Origin of the sequence: Pseudomonas sp. BNK-15 (assembly GCF_047456105.1) — a bacterium.
GTDB classification, from domain to species: domain Bacteria; phylum Pseudomonadota; class Gammaproteobacteria; order Pseudomonadales; family Pseudomonadaceae; genus Aquipseudomonas; species Aquipseudomonas putida_E.
The window spans coordinates 4,858,800-4,879,952 of sequence record NZ_CP179898.1 but is presented as its reverse complement, the minus strand read 5'-3'; the positions used below and the strand labels follow the sequence as shown (position 1 = coordinate 4,879,952).

General features: G+C 60.5%; 25 protein-coding genes and 1 pseudogene. 14 read left to right on the top strand and 12 right to left on the bottom strand.

Features of this window, described 5'->3' with window-relative positions; all coding sequences use genetic code 11:
- Positions 1–116: 116 nt before the first annotated feature.
- Both ACMGF5_RS22405 and ACMGF5_RS22400 read left to right on the top strand, forming a co-directional pair.
- Positions 117–740: pseudogene (locus ACMGF5_RS22405) on the top strand (hypothetical protein); the annotation flags it as partial.
- Positions 737–1,012 (top strand): PAAR domain-containing protein, encoded by a 276-nt coding sequence (locus tag ACMGF5_RS22400; protein ID WP_414157233.1) that lies wholly within the window; start codon positions 737–739, stop codon positions 1,010–1,012. The pseudogene ACMGF5_RS22405 and the gene ACMGF5_RS22400, both read left to right, overlap by 4 nt.
- Here the strand turns inward: ACMGF5_RS22400 and ACMGF5_RS22395 are convergent.
- A complete protein-coding gene (locus ACMGF5_RS22395) occupies positions 954–1,865 on the bottom strand; it encodes a LysR family transcriptional regulator (protein WP_115274730.1) in 912 nt (303 codons plus the stop codon). The genes ACMGF5_RS22400 and ACMGF5_RS22395 overlap by 59 nt on opposite strands.
- Before the next feature lie 184 nt (positions 1,866–2,049).
- Here ACMGF5_RS22395 and ACMGF5_RS22390 point away from each other — a divergent pair, with 184 nt between their 5' ends.
- From ACMGF5_RS22390 to ACMGF5_RS22355, 8 genes are all read left to right on the top strand, one after another.
- Entirely contained in the window at positions 2,050–3,105 is a 1,056-nt protein-coding gene (locus ACMGF5_RS22390; RefSeq protein WP_414157232.1) for a tartrate dehydrogenase, read from the top strand.
- 98 nt (positions 3,106–3,203) lie between these two features.
- Complete coding sequence (locus tag ACMGF5_RS22385; protein WP_115274732.1) at positions 3,204–4,550, top strand: dicarboxylate/amino acid:cation symporter; 1,347 nt, start codon at positions 3,204–3,206, stop codon at positions 4,548–4,550.
- 26 nt (positions 4,551–4,576) lie between these two features.
- Complete coding sequence (ttdA, locus tag ACMGF5_RS22380; RefSeq protein WP_115274733.1) at positions 4,577–5,476, top strand: L(+)-tartrate dehydratase subunit alpha; 900 nt, start codon at positions 4,577–4,579, stop codon at positions 5,474–5,476.
- A complete protein-coding gene (gene ttdB, locus ACMGF5_RS22375) occupies positions 5,473–6,081 on the top strand; it encodes a L(+)-tartrate dehydratase subunit beta (RefSeq protein ID WP_115274734.1) in 609 nt (202 codons plus the stop codon). The genes ttdA and ttdB overlap by 4 nt, the downstream gene beginning before the upstream one ends.
- A 262-nt stretch (positions 6,082–6,343) precedes the next feature.
- Positions 6,344–6,646 (top strand): hypothetical protein, encoded by a 303-nt coding sequence (locus ACMGF5_RS22370; RefSeq protein WP_046786133.1) that lies wholly within the window; start codon positions 6,344–6,346, stop codon positions 6,644–6,646.
- 499 nt (positions 6,647–7,145) lie between these two features.
- Positions 7,146–7,442, top strand: coding sequence for a hypothetical protein (locus ACMGF5_RS22365; protein ID WP_115274735.1), 297 nt, complete (start codon positions 7,146–7,148; stop codon positions 7,440–7,442).
- 237 nt (positions 7,443–7,679) lie between these two features.
- Positions 7,680–8,012, top strand: coding sequence for a hypothetical protein (locus ACMGF5_RS22360; RefSeq protein WP_080952109.1), 333 nt, complete (start codon positions 7,680–7,682; stop codon positions 8,010–8,012).
- Positions 8,013–8,121: 109 nt separating this feature from the next.
- Positions 8,122–8,451 (top strand): hypothetical protein, encoded by a 330-nt coding sequence (locus tag ACMGF5_RS22355; protein ID WP_371316878.1) that lies wholly within the window; start codon positions 8,122–8,124, stop codon positions 8,449–8,451.
- A gap of 33 nt (positions 8,452–8,484) precedes the next feature.
- Here ACMGF5_RS22355 and ACMGF5_RS22350 read toward each other — a convergent pair whose 3' ends face one another.
- Complete coding sequence (locus ACMGF5_RS22350; protein WP_046786136.1) at positions 8,485–8,682, bottom strand: hypothetical protein; 198 nt, start codon at positions 8,680–8,682, stop codon at positions 8,485–8,487.
- Between the two features lie 198 nt (positions 8,683–8,880).
- On the opposite strand from ACMGF5_RS22350, the gene ACMGF5_RS22345 reads away from it, so the two are divergent.
- Both ACMGF5_RS22345 and ACMGF5_RS22340 read left to right on the top strand, forming a co-directional pair.
- The gene (locus ACMGF5_RS22345) at positions 8,881–9,669 is read left to right on the top strand and encodes a lipopolysaccharide biosynthesis protein (protein ID WP_414157231.1); all 789 of its coding nucleotides are present in this window, start codon (positions 8,881–8,883) and stop codon (positions 9,667–9,669) included.
- A gap of 85 nt (positions 9,670–9,754) precedes the next feature.
- Entirely contained in the window at positions 9,755–10,255 is a 501-nt protein-coding gene (locus tag ACMGF5_RS22340; protein WP_046786138.1) for a methylated-DNA--[protein]-cysteine S-methyltransferase, read from the top strand.
- 40 nt (positions 10,256–10,295) lie between these two features.
- Here ACMGF5_RS22340 and ACMGF5_RS22335 read toward each other — a convergent pair whose 3' ends face one another.
- Both ACMGF5_RS22335 and ACMGF5_RS22330 read right to left on the bottom strand, forming a co-directional pair.
- Positions 10,296–10,538, bottom strand: coding sequence for a hypothetical protein (locus ACMGF5_RS22335; protein WP_204918032.1), 243 nt, complete (start codon positions 10,536–10,538; stop codon positions 10,296–10,298).
- Positions 10,535–11,278 (bottom strand): carbon-nitrogen hydrolase family protein, encoded by a 744-nt coding sequence (locus ACMGF5_RS22330; protein ID WP_414157230.1) that lies wholly within the window; start codon positions 11,276–11,278, stop codon positions 10,535–10,537. The genes ACMGF5_RS22335 and ACMGF5_RS22330 overlap by 4 nt, the downstream gene beginning before the upstream one ends.
- 241 nt (positions 11,279–11,519) lie before the next feature.
- On the opposite strand from ACMGF5_RS22330, the gene ACMGF5_RS22325 reads away from it, so the two are divergent.
- The gene (locus ACMGF5_RS22325) at positions 11,520–12,212 is read left to right on the top strand and encodes a metallophosphoesterase (protein ID WP_346640437.1); all 693 of its coding nucleotides are present in this window, start codon (positions 11,520–11,522) and stop codon (positions 12,210–12,212) included.
- Here ACMGF5_RS22325 and ACMGF5_RS22320 read toward each other — a convergent pair.
- Positions 12,193–12,807: a LysE family translocator gene (locus ACMGF5_RS22320; RefSeq protein ID WP_414157229.1), complete on the bottom strand. Its 615-nt coding sequence runs from the start codon at positions 12,805–12,807 to the stop codon at positions 12,193–12,195. The two genes, ACMGF5_RS22325 and ACMGF5_RS22320, sit on opposite strands and share 20 nt — an antisense overlap.
- Positions 12,808–12,894: 87 nt before the next feature.
- Positions 12,895–13,716 (bottom strand): AraC family transcriptional regulator, encoded by an 822-nt coding sequence (locus ACMGF5_RS22315; RefSeq protein ID WP_414157228.1) that lies wholly within the window; start codon positions 13,714–13,716, stop codon positions 12,895–12,897.
- Between the two features lie 130 nt (positions 13,717–13,846).
- Here ACMGF5_RS22315 and ACMGF5_RS22310 point away from each other — a divergent pair, with 130 nt between their 5' ends.
- On the top strand, positions 13,847–14,470 hold the full coding sequence (locus ACMGF5_RS22310; protein ID WP_046786144.1) for a LysE family translocator: 624 nt from the start codon (positions 13,847–13,849) through the stop codon (positions 14,468–14,470).
- 9 nt (positions 14,471–14,479) lie between these two features.
- Here the strand turns inward: ACMGF5_RS22310 and ACMGF5_RS22305 are convergent, their stop codons facing one another.
- From ACMGF5_RS22305 to ACMGF5_RS22280, 6 genes are all read right to left on the bottom strand, one after another.
- Positions 14,480–14,755: a peptidylprolyl isomerase gene (locus ACMGF5_RS22305; protein ID WP_046786145.1), complete on the bottom strand. Its 276-nt coding sequence runs from the start codon at positions 14,753–14,755 to the stop codon at positions 14,480–14,482.
- 36 nt (positions 14,756–14,791) lie between these two features.
- Positions 14,792–16,753, bottom strand: coding sequence for an acetoacetate--CoA ligase (locus ACMGF5_RS22300; RefSeq protein ID WP_414157227.1), 1,962 nt, complete (start codon positions 16,751–16,753; stop codon positions 14,792–14,794).
- 71 nt (positions 16,754–16,824) lie between these two features.
- Positions 16,825–17,304 carry a serine protease inhibitor ecotin gene (gene eco, locus ACMGF5_RS22295; protein WP_115274741.1) on the bottom strand — a complete coding sequence of 160 codons (480 nt, stop codon included), beginning with the start codon at positions 17,302–17,304 and terminating at the stop codon, positions 16,825–16,827.
- A 55-nt stretch (positions 17,305–17,359) separates the two neighbouring features.
- The gene (hbdH, locus tag ACMGF5_RS22290) at positions 17,360–18,130 is read right to left on the bottom strand and encodes a 3-hydroxybutyrate dehydrogenase (RefSeq protein ID WP_115274742.1); all 771 of its coding nucleotides are present in this window, start codon (positions 18,128–18,130) and stop codon (positions 17,360–17,362) included.
- A gap of 11 nt (positions 18,131–18,141) precedes the next feature.
- Positions 18,142–19,533, bottom strand: a complete 1,392-nt coding sequence (locus tag ACMGF5_RS22285) for a GntP family permease (RefSeq protein ID WP_012314567.1) — start codon at positions 19,531–19,533, stop codon at positions 18,142–18,144.
- A gap of 221 nt (positions 19,534–19,754) precedes the next feature.
- The gene (locus ACMGF5_RS22280; RefSeq protein ID WP_414157226.1) at positions 19,755–21,137 is read right to left on the bottom strand and encodes a sigma-54 interaction domain-containing protein; all 1,383 of its coding nucleotides are present in this window, start codon (positions 21,135–21,137) and stop codon (positions 19,755–19,757) included.
- Between the last annotated feature and the right edge of the window lie 16 nt (positions 21,138–21,153).

Here is a 21,153-nt window from a genome sequence, read left to right as displayed (position 1 = left end):
GAAACCACCTTATCAATAGTCCAATGTGCCAGCAATACACCGAGGTGCTGGCCCAAAACTCCTGGTTAACTTTGTTTTTCGAGCGGTTCGCTGCACCGGGTTTTCTCAGATGATCATCGCAACTACCCACCTTGTGGAAAACCCTCAATAACCGCGGCCCAGGCCATTTCGAACCGTCGCCCTGGCTGCCCGTGCGCTGGACCGAACACCAGTTGAAGGAGTTCGACGCAGCGCCAGTGCTGGGCTACTTGCACCGTCCAATCAAGGTTTCCATGCAGGACGAGCACGGCAAGCGCCTCAAACCCGCGTTGCAGGCCAAGGCCTTGCAGGCAGGTTGGCTCAAGGCCCTCGACACGCTGCCCGATGGGCAAAAACCGGTGCGCGTGTTCTACGACACCACTAACAACGCTGAGGCAGAAATCGCCCTGACCAACGCCTTGCACAGCCTCAATACCGACGGCCAAGGCCTGGATGTGAGCAATGTCGACGAGGGCTATGACATCGGTCGACGCCTGGGCAATACCGGCGTCAGCAGCGCGCTGGTGGAAATCAACCTGGCCACCATCGCCAGCTACCACGACGGCGGTGCCAGTGCCGTGGTGTACGCCGGCAGCGACGGCAGCCTCACCGTGCAGATGATCAGCCCGCCAGATGAGGCACGCAAAGTGAAGAACCAGCGCAACCGTGGTGCTGACCCCTTCAAGTATGGCCTCCCAAGTGTCGGGCGACCCAAGGCATGAACCCTCCCATCTGCCTGGGCGACCCCACCAGCAGCGGGGGCAGCGTGCTGTCATGCCAACTGGCTGGCACCCACACCGTCAACGGTAAAACGCCAGCGGTGCTGGGCGACAAGGCCAGTTGCCCGCTTCACAAAGGGGTTTTTGCGTTTATCGAGGGGCATCCAAGCCGACGCATGAACGGTAAGCCGGTGGTGCTGCAAGGCCATCTGCCATTCACTCGGCATCTTCCACATGATCAATATGAGCGAAGCGCTCCACGAGAAAGTCGATAAGGCTGCGCAACCGCGCTGACAGGTGTAGCTGCTGAGGATAAACCGCATAGACATCTGCCCGGGTTGGTGTTTCGTCTTCCAGCACCAGGCGCAACCGGCCGCTGCGTACATAGCGGGCTATATCCCATTCGGCGCGCATCAGTATCCCGTAACCTTCCAACGCCCAGTTCAGGGCCACCTCCCCGTCATTGCAGCCCAGGGCACCGCGGACCTTGATGTTCTGCGTACGGCTGCCAGTGGTGAAACTCCATACGCCATAAGGCGTTTCGTTCTGCCGGATGAAGATGCAGTTGTGCTGTTGCAAATCAGACAGGCGCATCGGCGTGCCGTGCTTTTCCAGATAAAGCGGCGAGGCGCACACCAGTCGGCGATTGGAGGCGATCTTGCGGGCGTGGAATGCGGCATCCGGCAGTGTACCGAAGCGGATCCCGAGGTCAAAACCGTGGGTTGCCAGATCCAAGGGATGGTCGGTGATTTCCAGCTGAATTTCCACCTCCGGATAACGGCTGAAGAACGCTGCCAAGGCCGGCCCGATATGCCGTCGACCAAAGCCGAGGGAGGCGTTCACGCGGATAAGGCCTTTGGGCGTCGCGCGGCTACTGACGACCATCTGCTCTACCTCATTGATTTGCGTGAGGATGCGCGCAGCGTGAGAAAAGTAAAGCTCGCCCTCCGAGGTCAGGCTCATCGAGCGGGTGGTGCGGTTGACCAGGCGAACACCAAACCGTGCCTCCAGCGCTGCCAGGCGTTTGCTCACTGCCGGGGGGGTTACGCCGAGTTCGCGTGCCGTGGCCGCGAGGCTGCCCTGGGTGGCGAGCAGGTGGAAAAACGAAAGGTCAAATGTCTGATTCATGGCTGGCTCGAAGCGACGATGGGCTCGTACAGAATGTGCCCCATGATTGATAACCTCAAGTAACTTTTGAAGTTATTTTGAGTAGCTTATTTCCTTGGGATTTCTGCTTACACTCTGCTCACATCCTGTCGCCTTGGTGTGATCGGCAGGGAAAACAAGAATATCCAAATGAAGGTGTCTACTCATGCATGCGTACAACATTGCAGCTGTCCCAGGCGATGGAATTGGTATTGAGGTTATTGCCGCAGGCGTTGAAGTACTGAAAGCGCTGTCAAGAAAATGTGGGTTCGAAATCTCCTTCAAAGACTTTGATTGGAGCTCGGAGAGCTACCTGAAGAATGGCCATTACATCCCTGAGGGTGGGCTGGAGGAGTTGAAAAGCTTCGACGCTATTTTCTTCGGTGCCGTGGGTGCCCTGAATGTACCGGACCATATTTCCCTATGGGGCCTGCGTCTGCCGATTTGCCAGGGTTTCGACCAGTTCGCCAACGTGCGTCCGGCTCGTGTACTGCCGGGCGTGAAAAGCCCGTTGCATAACGGCGACCAGATCGACTGGGTCGTCGTGCGTGAGAACTCAGAGGGTGAGTACTCCGGTAATGGTGGCCGCGTGCACCGCGGCCTGCCAGAAGAAGTGGCTACCGAGGTATCGGTATTTACCCGTGCCGGTGTCGAGCGCATTCACCGTTTTGCTTTCCAGCTGGCACAGAGTCGCCCACGCAAGCAACTGACCATGGTGACCAAGTCCAACGCTCAGCGTCATGGCATGGTGCTGTGGGACGAGATCTTCTACGAAGTCGCCAAGGACTTCCCGGATGTGAAGATCGACAAGGAACTGGTTGACGCAGTGACCACGCGCATGGTCCTAAAACCGTCCACACTGGACGTGATTGTCGCCACCAACCTGCACGCCGACATATTGTCCGACCTGGCCGCCGCGTTGTCTGGCAGCTTGGGCATCGCACCGACCGCCAACCTCAACCCGTCGCGTCAATTCCCTTCGATGTTCGAACCTATCCATGGTTCTGCCTTCGACATCACCGGCAAAGGCGTAGCCAACCCGATTGCGACCTTCTGGACTGCGGCATTGATGCTCGAGCACCTGGGTGAGGGGGCTGCCGCCAGGCAGTTGATGTCGGCCATCGAAGCAGTCACCGAAAGTGGCCTGCAAACCCCCGATCTGGGCGGCACAGCGACTACTCGCCAGATCACCGATGCGGTCATCGCGCTGATTGATCGCTGATTGAACAGAACCGTAATTTAGACAATGCGCCGAGAGACGGGTCGTTGATCTGTCTTCTCGGTATTACCTGACAAGAATAAAAATTCAGGGGTCCTGTCATGAAAAGCATTCTGGGTAAGTTATATGTCCAAGTACTGATCGGGGTGGCCGCCGGTGTATTGCTAGGTGTTTTTTGGCCGGATATCGGCACTGACCTGAAACCGCTTGGCGATGCGTTCATCAAGCTGATCAAGATGGTATTCGCACCCATCATTTTCGCCACGGTGGTGTTGGGCATCGCCAAGATGGAGAACATGAAGGAGCTCGGCCGTGTGGGCGCTCGAGCGCTCATCTACTTTGAAGTGCTTTCTACATTCGCCCTGATCCTGGGCCTGCTGGTTGTCAACTTCGTCAAGCCAGGCGCCGGAATGAACATTGATGCGGCGCACCTCGACGCCTCCAGCATCGCTACCTACACCTCGGCTGCACAGGGTGGCGACGGTATCACTGAGTTCTTGATGAAAATCATCCCGGCCAGTATCACCGATGCGTTTGCGCAGAACCAGATTTTACCGATTCTGCTGTTCTCTACCTTGTTCGGTATCGCGTTGGCGCATCTGGGGCCGCGTGGCAAACCCATGGTCGATGTGCTGGAGTCTTTCTCCCACGGCATGTTCTACATTGTCGGCATGATCATGCGGCTTGCACCGCTGGCGGCGTTTGGCGCCATGGCTTTCACCATTGGCAAGTACGGTCTGGGTTCGATCGTATCGCTTGGCAAGTTGGTGGCGACTATGTATGTCACCTGTTTCCTGTTTGTCGTGGTCGTGCTCGGTTTCATCGCTCGCTTGTCCGGCTTCAGCCTGTGGAAGTTTCTCAAGTACCTAAAGGAAGAACTGTTCACTGTCCTGGGTACCAGTTCTTCAGAGTCGGTCGTGCCGCAACTGATGAACAAACTTGAAAAGGCAGGGGTGTCCAAGCCGGTAGTCGGCCTGGTGATTCCGTCCGGGCTGACGTTCAACCCCGATGGTCAGTGCATCTACTACACCATGGCAGCCATCTTCATCGCCCAAGCTACCAACACGCCTCTGACCCTAATGGACCAGTTGATCGTGCTGGGCGTGTTGTTGCTGACTTCCAAGGGTTCTGCGGGTGTCACCGGGTCCGGTTTCATCACACTGGCAGCCACCCTGGCGACGATGGACAAGATTCCGGTAGCCGGCATGGTGCTGCTGCTCGGGGTGGATCGTTTCATGTCCGAAGCCCGCGCTATCACCAATACGATCGGAAATGCAGTTGGCACCATGGCGATCGCCAAATGGGTCGGAGCACTCGATAAAAAGCAAATGGACCTGGCCCTGAATACTCAGCCAGCCGCGGCGCCAGACTCGACTGAGCAACAATCAGGTGCATCGAATCGAGCAGTGCAAACACCAATAGCTGGCCTTTTGAGCCCGCACGAATAGCCCAGTGATGCTGTGAGGAGAAAATGATGGATAAAGAGTCAGCTGTACTATCGCTTACCGAGACGATGGCGAAGTTTACCGCCTATATCGGCAAACGCCTGCCAACCGACGTGAAGAAAAAAACCGCGCAATTGCGGGCCGCGGAAACCAACCCGCTCGCCATTGCTGTCTATGACTCAATGGCTGAGAACCAGGACTACGCCGACAAACTCGACCGCCCGAGCTGCCAGGACACCGGCGTGATCCAGTACTTCATCTCGGCAGGCGCGAGCTTCCCCTTGCTCAGCGAGCTTGAGGGCATCCTCGAGAACGCCACCAAGGAAGCCACTATCAAGGGCCCGCTGCGTCACAACGCGGTAGAGACCTTTATCGAAAAGAATACGGGTACCAATACCGGTTCGAAAATTCCATGGCTGGATTGGGAGATCATCCCCAACGCCGATTATGCAATCGTGGACGTGTACATGGCCGGTGGCGGTTGCACGCTGCCTGGTTCGGCCAAAGTGTTGATGCCGGGTCAAGGATATGAAGGCGTCACCGAATTTGTCTTTGATGTGATCACCTCGCGGGGCATCAACGCGTGCCCGCCGTTGCTGGTTGGCGTCGGCGTGTCAACATCAGTGGAAACCGCTGCGCGTCTGTCCAAGCGGGCAATCCTGCGCCCGGTGGACTCCAGCCACCCCAATGAAAGTGCGGCCTTGATGGAGCAGTTGCTTGAAGAGGGCCTCAACGAGATTGGTATCGGTCCGCAAGGGTTGACCGGCAATAGCAGCGTCATGGGCGTGAACATCGAATCGTCCGCTCGCCACCCATCAACCATTGGCGTGGCCGTGTCCACTGGTTGCTGGGCACACCGGCGCGGCAAGATCCGTATCAACGCCGACCTGTCTTACGACATTCTGTCCCACGAAGGAGTTGTTCTGTGAAAAAGATCCTCAGCACCCCGATCAAGGACGAAGATCTCGCAGACCTTAACGTTGGTGATGTGATTTACCTGACAGGGCAGTTGGTCACCTGTCGCGACGTGGCACACCGTCGCCTGATCGAGCTCAAGCGTGAACTGCCGGTCGACTTGCGCGGTGGGGCCATATTTCATGCTGGCCCGATCGTGCGCGAGAAAGACGATGGCACCTTCGAGATGGTTTCCATCGGCCCGACCACCAGCATGCGGATGGAAAAGTTCGAGAAGGAATTCATTGAGCAGACTGGCGTAAAGCTGATCGTCGGCAAGGGCGGCATGGGCCCCGAAACCACCACTGGGTGCCTGGAAAACAAGGCTGTGCATGCGGTGTTCCCCGGCGGTTGTGCAGTACTCGCCGCAACCCAGGTGGAAGAGATCGAGCGGGCTGAGTGGCAAGATTTGGGGATGCCCGAAACGCTTTGGGTCAATCGCGTACGGGAGTTTGGCCCGTTGATTATCTCCATCGATACCAAGGGTAATAACCTGTTCGAGCAAAACAAGCTGCGCTTCAACGAGCGCAAAGGCTCGGTGATCGAAAAAATCAACTCACAGGTTCGCTTTATCAAATGATGGAGAAGGTTGGCCACGGCGCTTAGCTGTGGTCGTTCCTGTCCGTCGCAGCGAACCACCAGAATTTTTCCCTGCAAAGCCCTCGGCGATCATCGAGCTGCCGCGCCCGGCCTGAAGTTGTACAAATCCTTGATTTTGTAACGGTTATTTAACCGGTGGTCCGATTCAGCCCACAGTTGCGCGTGTACCGGTTGTGCGGTCGTACCGCTTCGCTATGGTGGTATTTGGCCATTCCAAATAGACATCAGTCGGAGGAGGCGGCATGCGAATTCGCGGAGAAACTTATTGGCTGTGGGCGGACCCGACCCTGCATCACCGGGAGCACGATGAGGCTCTTTATAACGGCACGGTTATCGATGTTCAGGTGAGGCTGTCGCGCACAGGCGCTACGCAGATGTTCATCGGCGTCTATGCGGCCGCTGGTACCGCGCTTCACGAGGAGGCTTTCGACTCGAGGCCCGGCGAGTCGATGACCAGAGCGCTGGCGTGGGGCGTGGGGCGTGCACGCCGAATTGCCACCGAGGGTCTGGTTGCTATGGGTAGGCCCGCAACCTGCTTGAAATAGTAAGGATTGCGCAGGAGTACAGATGTACTCTGACGTGCTGGTCCGGCTTCACCGGGGCAGGTAACTTGACGAGGACAACGGAACGCACGCGTGAACGCACCAGTCGTATTTGCAGCAAAGGTGCAATCAGGGCGCCCCGTTGGAGAATCAGATGAACCTTCAGTCCACCAGTCATGATCTTTATGTGCATTCGTACCTTGGTTACCAGGCATCCATTTACGTTCTGTGGGAGTCGTGCACTGACTCACCGACCGGAATGCTGGTGGAGGTCGGCCGGCCCGGCAGCGTCTCGAGAACGCTGCGAGTGAGTCGGGCATTTTCGTCCTCGACGGAGGCCATACTCGAAGGCAAAGTGATGGCTGAGCAGTATGTGCAGAGCCAGGCGGGCAGAGCATGATGCTCACCGCTCGATGCGAAAGCATTTCTGGCCGGCAATGGTCCGGTTCCAGGGCCTTCGTCTATCACTGTATATAAGGATTAACCGGATCAGGAGGTTTGAATGAAGAGGCGAGTGCTGGGCGTTGTTCTGATTTCTGTTGCAGGGATGGCCAACGCAGGCATCCCATTGGTGAATGCCACATGCCCGGGCGGAATCGAAGTGCACGCGGATGAAGGCGGCCCTGTCTACATTAATGCCAAGGAGGCAAAACTGAAGAAATTCAGTGACGCGTACTACGAAGCCAAGGGCGATGGGGTTACCGTCTCTATCATGGTCAACCCGGATGAGTCTGTGGGGGTCTCGTACACCGGCAAGGGGCGTGCAAATGGCGTTTGTGAGGTGGCCGAGCAAGATTGAGCGGTGCTAATGGCAAAGCGGCATGGCGTGTTCCCGTCAGCTTGCAAATAGGGTAGGGCGTTGCCACATCCCCTATAGCGAAGAAGAATATTGCTCGGTTATGACTGAGGGTTAATATGGGATTGGCCAAAAAAACGAAAAAGGGCGTTGCTCGTTAGCTATTTTCAAAGGGTTGTTGAAGGGGGCGCCGGAGTGTGTCGCGTGAAGAACTCTAGATCGCTCGCAAGCGCAATACTGATGTCAGCGTTGGCTGCAACTTTTATGACGGGGTGTGCACAGAACCCCGATGTTCGGGATGGGCATGATCATACCTCCGGTATCACCGAGAAGAGCCCGCCGGATTATCTAGGGTGCGTCAAGGAAGAGATGCATGGGAGTGCAACCACCTATGAGGTGGGTAGTGGTGATTCGGTGCGTCTGTTCGTCGACAGTACTGACCCCAACACAGCCAATGGCCTTGTAGAGTTGCGCAGCTACGGCACGCGTCAGCAGTTCATGGCCTATCAGCGCGATGCCTGGTATGACCACGGGCGGCTGCTCGATGCAGCCCTCATGTGTTCGAAGGCCTAGCCAGCCCGCGGCAAAACCTGAGTACAAAAGCCCGCGCCCCAGATGCGCGGGCTTTTTGTCATGCAAAACCATGGTTAAAATGCATCCTGTCCACTTGAGTCAAATGCAAATGCCTAACTTTCGCATCTCTTTTTGCTACGCACTGGTCGTCACCCTGGCCGGTTGTGCAAACCCAGGAAAGCCAACAGCCAGCAAGCTGACCCGCAAATCGCCAGAAGTCTATGCCGCCTGTGTATTGCCCAAGTGGCAAGCGTTGGCGCCACTCACGACGCAAAAATCCATTTCACATGGCTACCGCCTGACCGCACCCAGCGCAGTGACCTCTGATGAAGTCCTGGAAGTGTTGGAGTCCGGTGAGGGCAGCCGGGCGACTTTCTACAAAGGCAGTTTCCTCTCGGGCAACAAGCTGCGGCTGGCGGCCCGGGAATGCCTGGATTGAGGTGATGCCTGCCCCCTGGCAGTCCCATGGCTTCTACGCTTTCAGGTTCATCTGACGGCATTGCACCTGCGCATCTTCTTTGCAGGAGTAACTGGGCTTGAGACGCTCCTTTGCTTGATTGTCGTAGATGTCGTAGCCGCCGCAGACGGTAGCTGCGTAATAGCGACCAGCGACGCGGAAGGATTCCCTTTCGATAGGCACTGCGGGAACGATAACGAATCTTGGTTGCATTGTTCGTGCCTCCCCAGGCAGAGAGTTAAGTATTAGTACCGCCAGGGGTAACCGGCAAGGCGACTCATGCATAAAAGAGAGTCGTCGCGTGAAACGAACGGCAAGACGTTGGTCAGATTGTGTAAGGGCTTTGTAAAAGGGATCGTTCGGTGTCCGAGGGGTATTGTGTTTTAGGTACTCCAAACCGATGATGGCGCGATGAATATATCTCCGTCACAGCTCGATGCCGAGCGCGGCGCGTTCTCAGGTTTCGAGGCGTGCCGAAACACCCAGAAAGGGCCGGTGGTGATTCTTGCGTCGGGCGCTTCTGCCAAACAGTTCCCCCTGCTTGAATTTTCACACCTCCCTGTGATTGCCATGAATGGTTCGGTTTCCCTCACCGCTGCGTGTGCCGTGAAGCCGTTCTTTTACATCTGCACCGACAAAAGCTTTCGCACACAGCAGCCAGAGCTGTTTGCCTTGGCGTTGCGCGATAGCCAGCGCTTGGCACTGTGGCCAGAGCAGTTCGTCGGCGCTGACATCCCGCCCGACACCGAGTGTTATCCGCTGCATAAAGCCGACAACCCCGGCATGCTCGACGGGTTGCGGGGGCACGGCGCAACCCATGTCTGCAGCAGGGCGTTGTGGAGCAAGCGGGCGCGGTCGATCGCCTTCAGCAAAGACCTCTCAAGCGGCTACTTCGATGCCCGGACAGTGGTTTATGTCGCCCTGCAACTGGCGTATCACCTGGGGTTCGAGCAGGTGTTGCTGGTGGGTGTTGACCTGGACCAGTCATTAGGGCGCTTTTACGAGAACGGTGAGGGGCAGCCTTCCCCCTGTGGGCTCGACCAGCACTGGGAGAGCCGCATACTGCCGTCGCTGACGCTGATGGCCGAGCAGGTTGTCAGCGAGCGATTCCGGGTTTACAACCTGTCCGAGGTTTCTCGCATACCTGCGGCGTTGATCCCCAAAATCGACCTGGCCCAAGCCCGCCGCATCGCGAGCTGAGTGATTGCCTGAGCAAGAAAGCGGATGCGCGAGGTGTGGGCCGGCGCTAAAGTGCCCGGACCTAGCCCTGCAGTGAGAAACAAGCATGTCCAGCGCCTTCACCCTGATGCAGTCCCCGGTCGGCACCTTGACCCTGGTGGCCCGCGGCGAGCGCCTGGCCGCCGTGCTGTGGGAAGAGGAGCGGGAAAACCGCGTTCGCCTGGGTGAGGTGCATCGGGATGATGAGCAGCCAATACTGCGCGAAGCCGCTCGCCAGTTGGAAGAGTACTTTGCCGGCAAGCGCCAACGGTTCGAGTTGGCACTGGATTTTGCCGGCACCGCCTTTCAGCGCCAGGTGTGGGCGGCGTTGCTCACCATTCCGTTCGGCCAGACCCGAAGCTACAGCGATATCGCCCGGCAGATCGGTAACCCGAGCGCCGTACGCGCGGTCGGTGCGGCCAACGGCCGTAATCCGATCTCGATCATTGCCCCGTGCCACCGGGTGATTGGCGCATCCGGGAGCCTGACCGGCTTTGCCGGGGGGATGCCGGCCAAGCAGTACCTCTTGGCGCTTGAGGGGCAACAAAGCCTGACTTTGGACCTTTAGCCATGCATTGTCCGCAAAGGTCGCGACTGAACCTGAAAACTCAACTGACCCAATACACGGCCAGGCACACCACCACTGCCAACGTCGAGCCCGCCATCAGCGTGTACTGCTGATGCGCCCGGCGGGCCTGTGGCCTTACTTCGCGCAGGTACTGCCCGGGCGGTGGCGCATCCGGGCGATGGCGCAACCCCTCGGCCAGCTCATTCAGCTGGCTGTTGATCAACAGCCCCACCAGATGATAGGTGCTGGCAAAGCTGGCCACTATCAAAAGCAGATACTTCATGCAGAAGGCACGCTCAGCGGTACGCCGATGGCGCTGGAGTTCGCGGTATCCAGCAAGATGATGCCTTCCTGGCGGCCATCCAGCGCCGCCAGCAGGTTACCCTGGCTGTCCCAGGCCGCCGAGCCGCCGGCACCCACGAAGTTGTCGGCCGGGCCCACACAGTTGGCCATCAATACCGGGATACCCAAAGTGCGAGCGACTTGCGGGTAGTGCTCATTGCCTTCACGGATGCCCTTCGCCGTCTTCGCCACGCTCACCAGGTACAGCTCTGCGCCCCTGTCGCGGGCTCGTGCTGCATGCGCGAAGAACATCGACTCGTAACAGATGGCGGGTGCTATCTGCAGTTGCCCTGCGGTGAAAACCAAGGGCTGGTCACCGGCCGAGAAAAACGCCAGCTCGTCCTCGTGCAGCCGTTGTTTGGCGTAGGCCAGCCGCGGCTGGCCGGGGCGCAGGATCGGCATTGCGATCTGAATGCCATCTGCGGTGGGCAGTGGCAGGCCCACGGCTACGCAGATTTCCAGGCGGTCGCAGATTCGCTGCAGCGGATCGAGCCGGGCAGAGGTGAGCGGCAAGGCCACCTGCCTTGCCAGGGTAGGCTCGTAACCAGTCAGCGACAGCTCGGGGAACACCACCAGTTCGGCGCCCAGGTCTGCGGCCTGCTCTATGCAGTGCAGGTGGCGGTCGAGATTGACTTGTAGTTCGCCTTTGACTGATGCCAGCTGTACGGCACAGAGTTTCATGGGTAATTCCCTTCCCTGGTACAGATCGAAAGGCCGAGCATACTATCGGCAGGATCACCTGTTCCAGTGAAGGGTATTTCAGGAGGCCGCGGGCGTGGCGAAACATTGGCGAAACCAGTTCGAACTGCGCAGGTGCTGTGCCTTGTGCCATGCTGTTGGTTGATAGGGCCATGAGCACGTCATGCACGAGAGCGGTAGCCATCATCCGCTCCCCAACGTGCGGCAACAGAGGAACAATGCAATGAGCCGGTTTCGGCGGGTAGCCGCCAACAGCCACGGGCGTGACCTGGCTGTTGGCGATATTCACGGGCATTTTCGGCGCCTGGAGCAGTGCCTGGAGGCGGTAGGGTTCGACCCTGCGGTGGATCGGCTATTCAGTGTTGGTGATCTGGTCGACCGCGGGCCGCACAGTATCGAGGCCCTGACGTGGCTGACCAAGCCTTGGTTCCATGCCGTGCAGGGCAACCATGAGTCGCTGGCCATCACCTGCCTGTACGGTGGGCGGCTGGATCTGGACATGTATCGGGCAGCGGGCGGTGGCTGGTTTCTCGATCTGCCAAAGGATGAGCAGGCGGTTTTCGTCGAACAGTTCCTGCAGTTGCCGATAGCCATGGAAGTACAGACAGAGGCCGGGTTGATTGGCGTGCTGCATGCCGACACCCCGTTTGCAGACTGGGCCGAGCTGCGCGCCAGTCTGTTGGAGGATGATGACCCGGGGGTGCGTGAAGTCTGCCAGTGGTCGCGCCGGCGGCTCAAAGAAGGGGATACCGGCGCCGTCGAAGGCGTGCGTGCCCTGCTGGTGGGCCATACGCCGGTGCTCCAGGCCAAACGGTTGGGTAACGTCTGGCACCTGGACACCGGTGGTTGGGCAAGTGGCCATTTCAGCCTGATGGACTTGGCCAGCCTGGCGCTGCTCAACCCTGCACCAGGCTGAAAAGCAATGCACCTGCCAGTGCAATCAGCATCATCCCCGAGGCCCGCTCCAGCCAGGGCAGGGCATGAGAAAAGCGCCGTAGCAGGCGCTTGTTGCCGATGGCCGCTGCCACCAGCAAATCCCACAGCAGAACGATGGTGAACATCCAGGCGCCATAGGCCCACTTCCAGGCAGCACCGCTGTTGGCGACCATGCTGGCGAGGCTGGCGTAGAACAGTGCGTTCTTGGGGTTGAGACCGCCTGATACCAGGCCCATGCCCAGCCCTCGCCACCAGCCGCTCACTGCCCCTAGGGTATCCACCGCAGCCAGGCCGGACTGCCCGGCATGGCGCAGGAACAGCGCGCCTATATAAAGCAGGTAAACCGCGCCGGCCAACTGCAAGGCGATGAACACCGGGCTGCCTTCTTGCAGTACCGCCAGGCCCGCGAAGGCCAGGCTGATGAACAGGCCATTGGCCAGAGCGATGCCCAGGCAGGTGCCACTGGCGACGCGCCAACCGGCGCTGATCCAGGTACGAGCGACCAGGAAGAAGTCCGGGCCTGGGGAAAGCAGGGCCAGGAAGTGGGCGAGGGCGACGATCAGAAACTGCTCCATGGTGCGGGCTATCTCGAGTGATAAAGCCGCAGTGTGGAGGCGGGGCAGGACCAGGTATTGAAGATTATTGCAGGTGGCCCAGGGACTCTAATCCAGACTCAGCCGATATTGCCCCGGCGTCACGCCCACATGCGCCTTGAATACCCGCTGAAAATGGCTCTGATCGGCAAACCCCAGTCGATAGGCCACCTCGGCCAGCGCCAGCCCGTCGCGCAGCAGCCGCCGGCCCCGGTTGATGCGGGCATTGATCAGGTAGGCATGCGGCGTCAGCCCGGTGGCCGCGCGGAACGCACGGATCAACTGATAACGGCCAAGCCCTGCTTGCCGGGCAAGCACTTCAAGACTCAAGCGGGCCGGGTCTTGAGCTTCGATGCACTCGATCAGGCCACGCAGGGCCGGCGTGCCCAATGCTGGCGCTGGCGCAGCCGCCAGGTGAGGATGTTGGGCAAAATCATGATCACCCATGAAGGCGATCAGTGCGGCTTCCTTTTCGCCGCTGCTCGCACCCGAGAACAGCAATTCATTCAACCCGCAGAACGCGCGGTACAACGCAGGCAGCCGGCTGATGCGCGCCGGCGCCCCCGGCCCGGCCGCGTCGAGCCCCGACTCCAGGCGCAGCTGCGCAAGCCACTGGGCCTCGACATGCAGCATCTGGTAGCTCCATGCCTGGCCGGGCTCGGGGTTGCAGGCATGCACCCGCTGCGCCGGCACCAACACCAGCGTGCCTGGGGTCAGCCGCTGCTGCCCATCACCTGCGCCAGTGAAGACGCTGCACCCCGCATCCACCGCGCCGATGGAGAATGTCGGGTGGCTATGAGCCTTGTAACAGGCGCGGCTGTGGCAGGCCCGGCGGCTTTCCACCCAGGGCAGGGCCGGATCGCGCCAGAGTGAGGAGCGGGTAGGGTGCATGCTGGAGCCCTCGTTGAGGCTGGCAGCTTAACAGCGCCGAACGCGCTGCCGTACAGTTTTTCCCTGTGGCTGTACCTTGACCGGTACCGCTCAAGCATCGACATTGGTGGCAGATTTCCAGGAGAACGAAATGGACCTGTCGAGCCTGCTGTTATTCATCCCCGCCTGCTTCGCCCTGAACATGGCACCGGGGCCGAACAACCTGTTGTCGTTGCACAATGCCAGCCGCTATGGCCTGCGTACCGCATGCGTGGCAGGTGGCGGGCGCATTCTCGCCTTCAGCGGCATGATTGCCCTGGCGGCGATGGGCCTGGCGGTGGTGCTGCACACCAGTGAGTACCTGTTCCTGGTGATCAAGGTGGTGGGTGCGGCCTACCTGTTCTACATCGCCTGGCAGCTGTGGCGCGCTCCGGTGGGCGAGGCGCTGGTGGCGAGCGAGCAACCGCGTGGCGTTTGGCGCCTGGCGCGGCAGGAGTTCTGGGTGGCCGCAGGCAACCCGAAAGCAATCCTGATTTTTACCGCCTTCCTGCCGCAGTTCGTCTCGGTGGGCAGCCCCACCCCGGTCAGTGAGCAGTTCCTCTGGCTGGGGGTACTGTTCCTGCTCCTGGAGTGGGCGGCGATTGCCATCTATGCCGGCCTTGGCGCCTACCTGCAGCGCTGGTTCAGCCAGCCGGGGCCGCGCCGGCTGTTCAACCGGGTCAGCGCCTGCCTGCTCGGTTGCGCTGGCCTCGGTTTGCTGGCCGCACGCCGTTAACGGCGCTGTTCAGTCGCGGTAGAAGGTCTGCACCAGGTGATAGCCGAACTTGCTCTTTATCGGCCCGTGCACCACACGCAGGGGTTTCTTGAAAATTACCTGGTCGATCGCCCCCACCAGCTGCCCCGGGCGCACTTCGCCCAGGTCGCCGCCACGCTTGCCTGAAGGGCAGGTAGAAAACTTCTTGGCCAGCACGTCGAAGGCCTCGCCATTGGCGATGCGCTGTTTGAGCTTTTCGGCCTCCTCAGCGGTCTTGACCAGGATGTGGCGGGCTTGAGCTTTCATGGGACACCTGTGCTTCTGGGTGAAAAAAGGGCGCCATTATGCCTGAACGTGCAGCTCCGTGCGGTCACGAAAAAACTCAAGTGCTTCCGGGTTGGCCAGCGCGTCGGTATTTTTCACGGGTAACCCGTGCACCACATTACGCACCGCCAGCTCCACCAGCTTGCCGCTGATGGTACGTGGAATATCACTGACCTGCAGGATCACCGCCGGTACATGGCGCGGCGTGGTGTACTGGCGGATCACCTGGCGAATGCGCTGTTGCAACGGCTCATCGAGCGCCAGGCCATCACGCAGACGCACGAACAGCACGACGCGCACATCGCCTTTCCATTGCTGGCCGATGGCGACACTTTCCAGCACCTGCTCGACCTTTTCTACCTGCCGATAGATTTCCGCCGTGCCGATACGCACACCACCGGGGTTGAGCACGGCATCGGAACGCCCATGGATCACCATGCCGCCTGTGGTGAGCTGCTCGGCGTAGTCGCCCTGCGCCCAGACACCGGGAAACTGGCTGAAGTAGGCCTCGCGGTAGCGGCTGCCATCGTTGTCGTTCCAGAACCCCCGGGGCATCGACGGGAAGTGGCGGGTGCACACCAACTCGCCTTTTTCACCGGTCACCGGCTGGCCGTGCTCATTCCACACTTCTACCGCCATGCCCAGGCCCTTGCAGGCAATTTCGCCACGGCGTACCGGCAGCGTCGGGTTGCCCAGCACGAAGCAGGACACGATATCGGTACCACCGGACATGGACGCCAGGCACAGATCGGCCTTTATCTTGCGGTAAACGTAGTCGTAACTGTGCGGCGACAGCGGTGAGCCGGTGGAGAGGATCAGGCGCAGGCTGGCCAGTCGATGACTGCGTGCCGGCTCCAGGCCTTCCTGTTCAAGTGCGGCCAGGTACTTGGCGCTGGTACCGAAGGCCTGGATGCCTTCGGCGTCGATCAGGTCGAGCAGGCGCTCAGGCCCCGGGTGGAAGGGGGAGCCGTCATACAGCACCAGAGTGGCCCCTACTGCCAGGCCACTGGCCAGCCAGTTCCACATCATCCAGCCGCAGGTGGTGTAGTAGAACAGCACGTCATCGGCCTTGAGGTCATTGTGCAGGCCGTGTTCCTTGAGGTGTTGCAGCAGGACACCGCCGGCGCTGTGGACGATGCACTTGGGCACGCCCGTGGTGCCGCTGGAATAGAGGATGTACAGCGGGTGATCGAACGGTAAGGGGGTGAAGCCTGGCTCACCTCCTGCGTGGTAGAAGTCGCCCCACAGGCTGACCTTGGCAGGGGTACTGAATTCGTCGGCCTGGGTGTCCGGCCGCGTGTAGGGCACCACGATCAGTTGCTGCAGCCCGGGCAACTGCGCGCAGACCTGGTTGATCTTGTCGACCTGGTCGATCTGCTTGCCGGCGTACTGGTAACCGGCACAGACGATCAGCAGCTTGGGCTCGATCTGGCCGAAACGGTCGATGATGCCGTGCAGGCCAAACTCCGGCGATGACGTCGACCAGACGGCGCCTAGGCTGGTGCAGGCGAGCATGGCCACGAGGGTTTCCCAGGTGTTGGGCATCACTGCGCCAATGCGGTCACCTGGCTCGATACCGGCATTTTTGAAGGCCTTCTGCAGCCCGGCTACCTCAGCGGCCAGTTGCGCGTGGCTCAGTGAGCGGCGCTCGCCGTCTTCGCGCACGGCCGTCACCGCAGTGTGATCGTCACGCCGGCGTAGCAGGTGTTCGGCGAAGTTGAGGGTGGCCTTGGCGAACCACCGAGCATCGGGCATCTGTGCACCTTCGCTCAGTACCTGGCTGGGTGGGCTATGCCACAACACCTGGAAATAGTCGGCAATGGATTCCCAAAAAGCGGCGCGCTGCTCGATGCTCCAGCTGTGCAGTGCTGCGTAATCATTGAGCTGCAGGTTGTAGCGCAGGTTGATCCAGCGGCGAAAGGCATCCATTCGGCTGGCCTCGATTTGCGCCGCAGCAGGACACCAAAGCACATCATTCATGCCATACCTCCCATTGCCAAGACGCGCTTGATCGCCAGCTTGCCGGCGATCAAGCACCGCTACGCTTCAATTTACTCCACCTTGGCCTGTTGCACGTCCTGCGATGCCGACCACACGCGGTAACGCACTTGCACGCCATCAGGCACATACACCACGACAGGCAACTTGCTGTTGTAGCGCAGCAGGAAGCCTTCACCGACCACCGGCACGAACGCCTCGGTCTTTTTGCCATCCGGGCAGGCCATCAGGGTACTGGCCGGCCCGCCGACCTTGTCTAGGCGGTAATAGCTGTAACCCCAGCCTTGGAGGGTGTGTTCCTCCAGGCTGCCGGCCAGGCGCTGGCGGTTACAGTCCACCTGCAGCGTCTTGCCAGCCAGAATTTCCAGCTTGTAGGCTTGCTCGTCGGGTTGTGCGGGCAGGTGGATGACCTGCCGGGTAAAGCCTTTTTCAGCCTCGGGGTAAGGCGCGATGTCCTTCAGGCTGGCGGCCATCGCTGGGGCAGTGGCCGCCAGGGTCAGGGCCAGGATCGCGGACAGGGGGGTTGGGCGCATAGGGCCTCCTTGCAGTTGAACGATGGCAAGACCCGCACCAGGCCCAGGCCGCCCATCACTGGGCCAGCCAGCCACCATCGACATTCCAGGCGGCGCCGCGGACCTGGCTTGCGGCCTCGCTGCACAGGAATAGTACCAGCTCGCCCAGGTGTTCAGGAGTGACGAAGGCCAATGAAGGTTGCTTCTCGGCCAGCAAATCCGCTTGCGCCTGCTGCGGGTCGACACCCTTGGCGGCGCGTTCGTCGATCTGCTTTTGCACCAGCGGGGTCAGCACCCAGCCCGGGCAGATGGCGTTGCAGGTGACATTGCCAGTCGCTGTTTCCAGCCCCACCACCTTGGTCAGGCCGACCACGCCGTGCTTGGCTGCCACATAGGCGGCTTTGCCGATGGAGCCGACCAACCCGTGCACCGAGGCGATATTGACGATTCGCCCCCAGTTACGCTCACGCATGCCCGGCAGCGCCAGTCGCGTGCCATGGAACACCGCCGACAGGTTCAGGGCGATGATCTTGTCCCAGCTTTCCAGCGGAAACTGCTCGACCGGCGCCACATGCTGGATGCCCGCATTGTTGACCAGGATGTCGACGCCGCCGAAGGTCTGCTCGGCGAACGCGAACAATGCTTCTATCTGGGCCACCTCGCCAAGGTCGGCCGGATGGTGCGCAGCCTTCACCCCATGCTGCGCAACCTCGGCCAGAGCCGGTGCCGGGTCGCCGAAACCGTTGAGCAGTATGTTGGCGCCAGCGCGGGCCAGCACCTGGGCGATGCCCAGGCCGATGCCGCTGGTGGAACCGGTGACGAGTGCAGTCTTGCCTTTGAGGGTCATGCAAAAGCTCCTTAGACGATGCCGGTGGCGTAGAACGTGGCGATGACCACGAAGACCGCCAGGGTCTTGATCAGGGTAATACCGAAAATGTCCTTGTAGGCCTCGCGGTGGGTCAAGCCGGTGACAGCCAGCAAGGTGATCACCGCACCGTTGTGCGGCAGGGTGTCCATGCCGCCACTGGCCATCGCGGCCACCCGGTGCAGCACCTCGAGCGGTATGTTGGCGGCGTTTGCCGCGGCGATGAAGCTGTCGCCCATGGCCGCCAGGGCAATGCTCATGCCGCCAGAGGCGGAGCCGGTGATGCCGGCCAGCAAGGTCACGGTGATCGCTTCATTGACCAGTGGGTTGGGGATGCCGCGCAGGGCGTCGGCCAGTACCAGAAAGCCTGGCAGCGAAGCGATCACAGCACCAAAACCGTACTCGGAGGCCGTGTTCATGGCGGCCAGCAAGGCGCCCCCGACGGCACTTTTGGTGCCTTCGGCCAGGCGCTCACGAATGGCGCCGAAGGCGCACACCAGCACCATCAGGATGCCCACCAGCAGCGCGGCCTGCACTGCCCAGATCGCCGTCAGCTTGGCCACGTCGCTGTTCACCGGCGCACTCATGCCCGGCAGCTGCAGGGTATGGCTGGCCCCATACCACTGCGGGATCCAGTGGGTGAACAGCAGGTTCATTACACCCACCAGTACCAGCGGCGAAAGCGCCAGCCATGGGTTGGGCAAGGTCAGATCGGCGGCGGTTTCCGGTTCGTTGCGCAGGTTGCTGCCATAGCCCTCGCCGGCGCGCTGGGCCTTGTTACGCTGGCGTTGCAGGTAAAGCATGCCGCTGCAGAACACGAACACCGTGCCGATCAGCCCCAACCAGGGCGCGGCCCAGGCGGTGGTGTTGAAGAAGGTGCTGGGGATGATGTTCTGGATCTGCGGGGTGCCGGGCAGGGCGTCCATGGTGAACGAGAAGGCGCCCAAGGCGATGGTTGCCGGGATCAGGCGCTTGGGAATATCACTTTGGCGGAACATTTCGGCGGCGAACGGGTACACCGCGAACACCACCACAAACAGCGATACCCCACCATAAGTGAGCAAAGCGCAAACGAGCACAATCACCAGCATGGCCTGGCGGGTGCCGAGCAGGCGGATGGCTGCGGCGACGATCGAGCGCGAGAAACCGGACAGTTCGATGAGCTTGCCGAACACCGCGCCAAGCAGGAACACCGGGAAGTACAGCTTGATGAAACCGACCATCTTTTCCATGAACACCCCGGTAAAGGCGGGCGCCACGGCGGCGGGGTCGGTCAGCAGCACCGCGCCGAGGGCGGCGATGGGAGCGAAGAGGATCACGCTGTAACCGCGGTAGGCGGCCAGCATCAGCAGGGCCAAAGCGGCGAGGGCGATGAGCACGGTCATCGGGTAGATCTCCTGGGTAGGTCTTTTTGTTATCGGTGACCGGGAGATAGCGGGAATCGTGCCAATATTTAACCTGTTGATTTATATAGTATTTTTACAAGTGGAAGATTGCTGTGTCTCTCATTTGAGATTAGCTGCGGCAGCTATTGCTCCCAACCGCGTTTCAGGGCAGAGCGCCCGCAGTAGTCTCCATTGCGAAACATCAGTCTCTGATGAGAGACTCAGACGCCCAAAGCCACCCGCTTCTTGTAGAACGTCGAACGGCCCAAACCCAATGCTTTGGCTGCTTCCACCACATTGCCGGCGTGTTCGGCCAACGTGTCGGCAATCAGTTTGCGCTCGAATTGCGCACAGGCATCGCGGTAGCTTTGCCTAACGGTAGTCGTGGCAAGCGGCGCCACCGGCCCTAGTGCCTCGCGCAAGTCCAAGGCGGTAAGGCGCGGCTGGTCTGCCAGCAGGGTTGCCCGTTCCAGCACGTTGCGCAGCTCACGGATGTTCCCTGGCCAGGCATGGCGTGCCAGCAATTGCAGCGCATCGGGCTCCAGCTCGAACTGGCTGCCCAGTTCGGCCAGGATCGCCTCGCATAACGCGGGCAGGTCTTCGAGGCGCTCGCGCAGCGGCGGTGCCTGGATTGGCAGTACATTCAGGCGGTAATACAGATCGGCGCGAAACGCCCCGCGGGCCATGGCCGCCTGCAAATCGATTGACGTGGCAGCGATGATGCGCACGTCGCTGCGCAGCATCTGGTTCGAGCCCACCGGTTCGTATTCCTTCTCCTGCAGTACGCGCAGCAGTTTGCTTTGCAGGGCCAGGGGCATGTCGCCGATTTCGTCGAGGAACAAGGTGCCACCCTCGGCCAACTGCAACTTACCGCTGCGCCCCTTACGGTCAGCGCCGGTAAAGGCGCCCGGGGCCGTGCCAAAGAACTCGGCTTCCAGCAGCGCCTCGGGGATCGCTGCACTGTTGATGCTGACAAAGGCTTTGTGCGCACGTGCCGAGGCTGTGTGAATGGCATGGGCCAGCAGCTCCTTGCCGGTACCGGTTTCGCCGAGCAACAACACCGGCGATTCGCTGGCCGCGCCACGCCTGGCACGGCGCTTGGCCTCAAGGCTCGCCGCGCTGCTGCCGACGAACTGGGCAAAACTGTATTTGGCTTGGCGCGCGCGCAGTTGCGAGCGTGTCGTGGCCAGTTCCTGCTGCATGCTCGAATAGCGCTTGAGCAGTGGCGACAGGCTGCGCAATTCGTCGAACAGGGCAAAGCCGATGGCACCGATCAGCGCCCCCTGGGCATCGTGGATCGGCAGGCGCATGACCACCAGTGGCTCCTTGGCGGTGTCGAGCATGTCCAGCAGGATCGGCCGGCCGTTACTCACCACCTCGCGCATCAGGCTGCCTGGGATCACCGTTTCGCATGGCTGGCCGATGGCACTGGCGGCATCGGCCAGGCCAAAACGGCGGGCATAGCGTTCGTTCATCCACACGATTCGCGCCTCGCGGTCGACGATCACCGTGCCCTCGCTGGACTGCTCGATGATTTCGAACAGCGAGCGGATCGCCAGTTGCCGTACCTGAGGATAGTCCTTGAGGGTATTGCTTTCTTGCATGGCAGTTCCCTGAAAC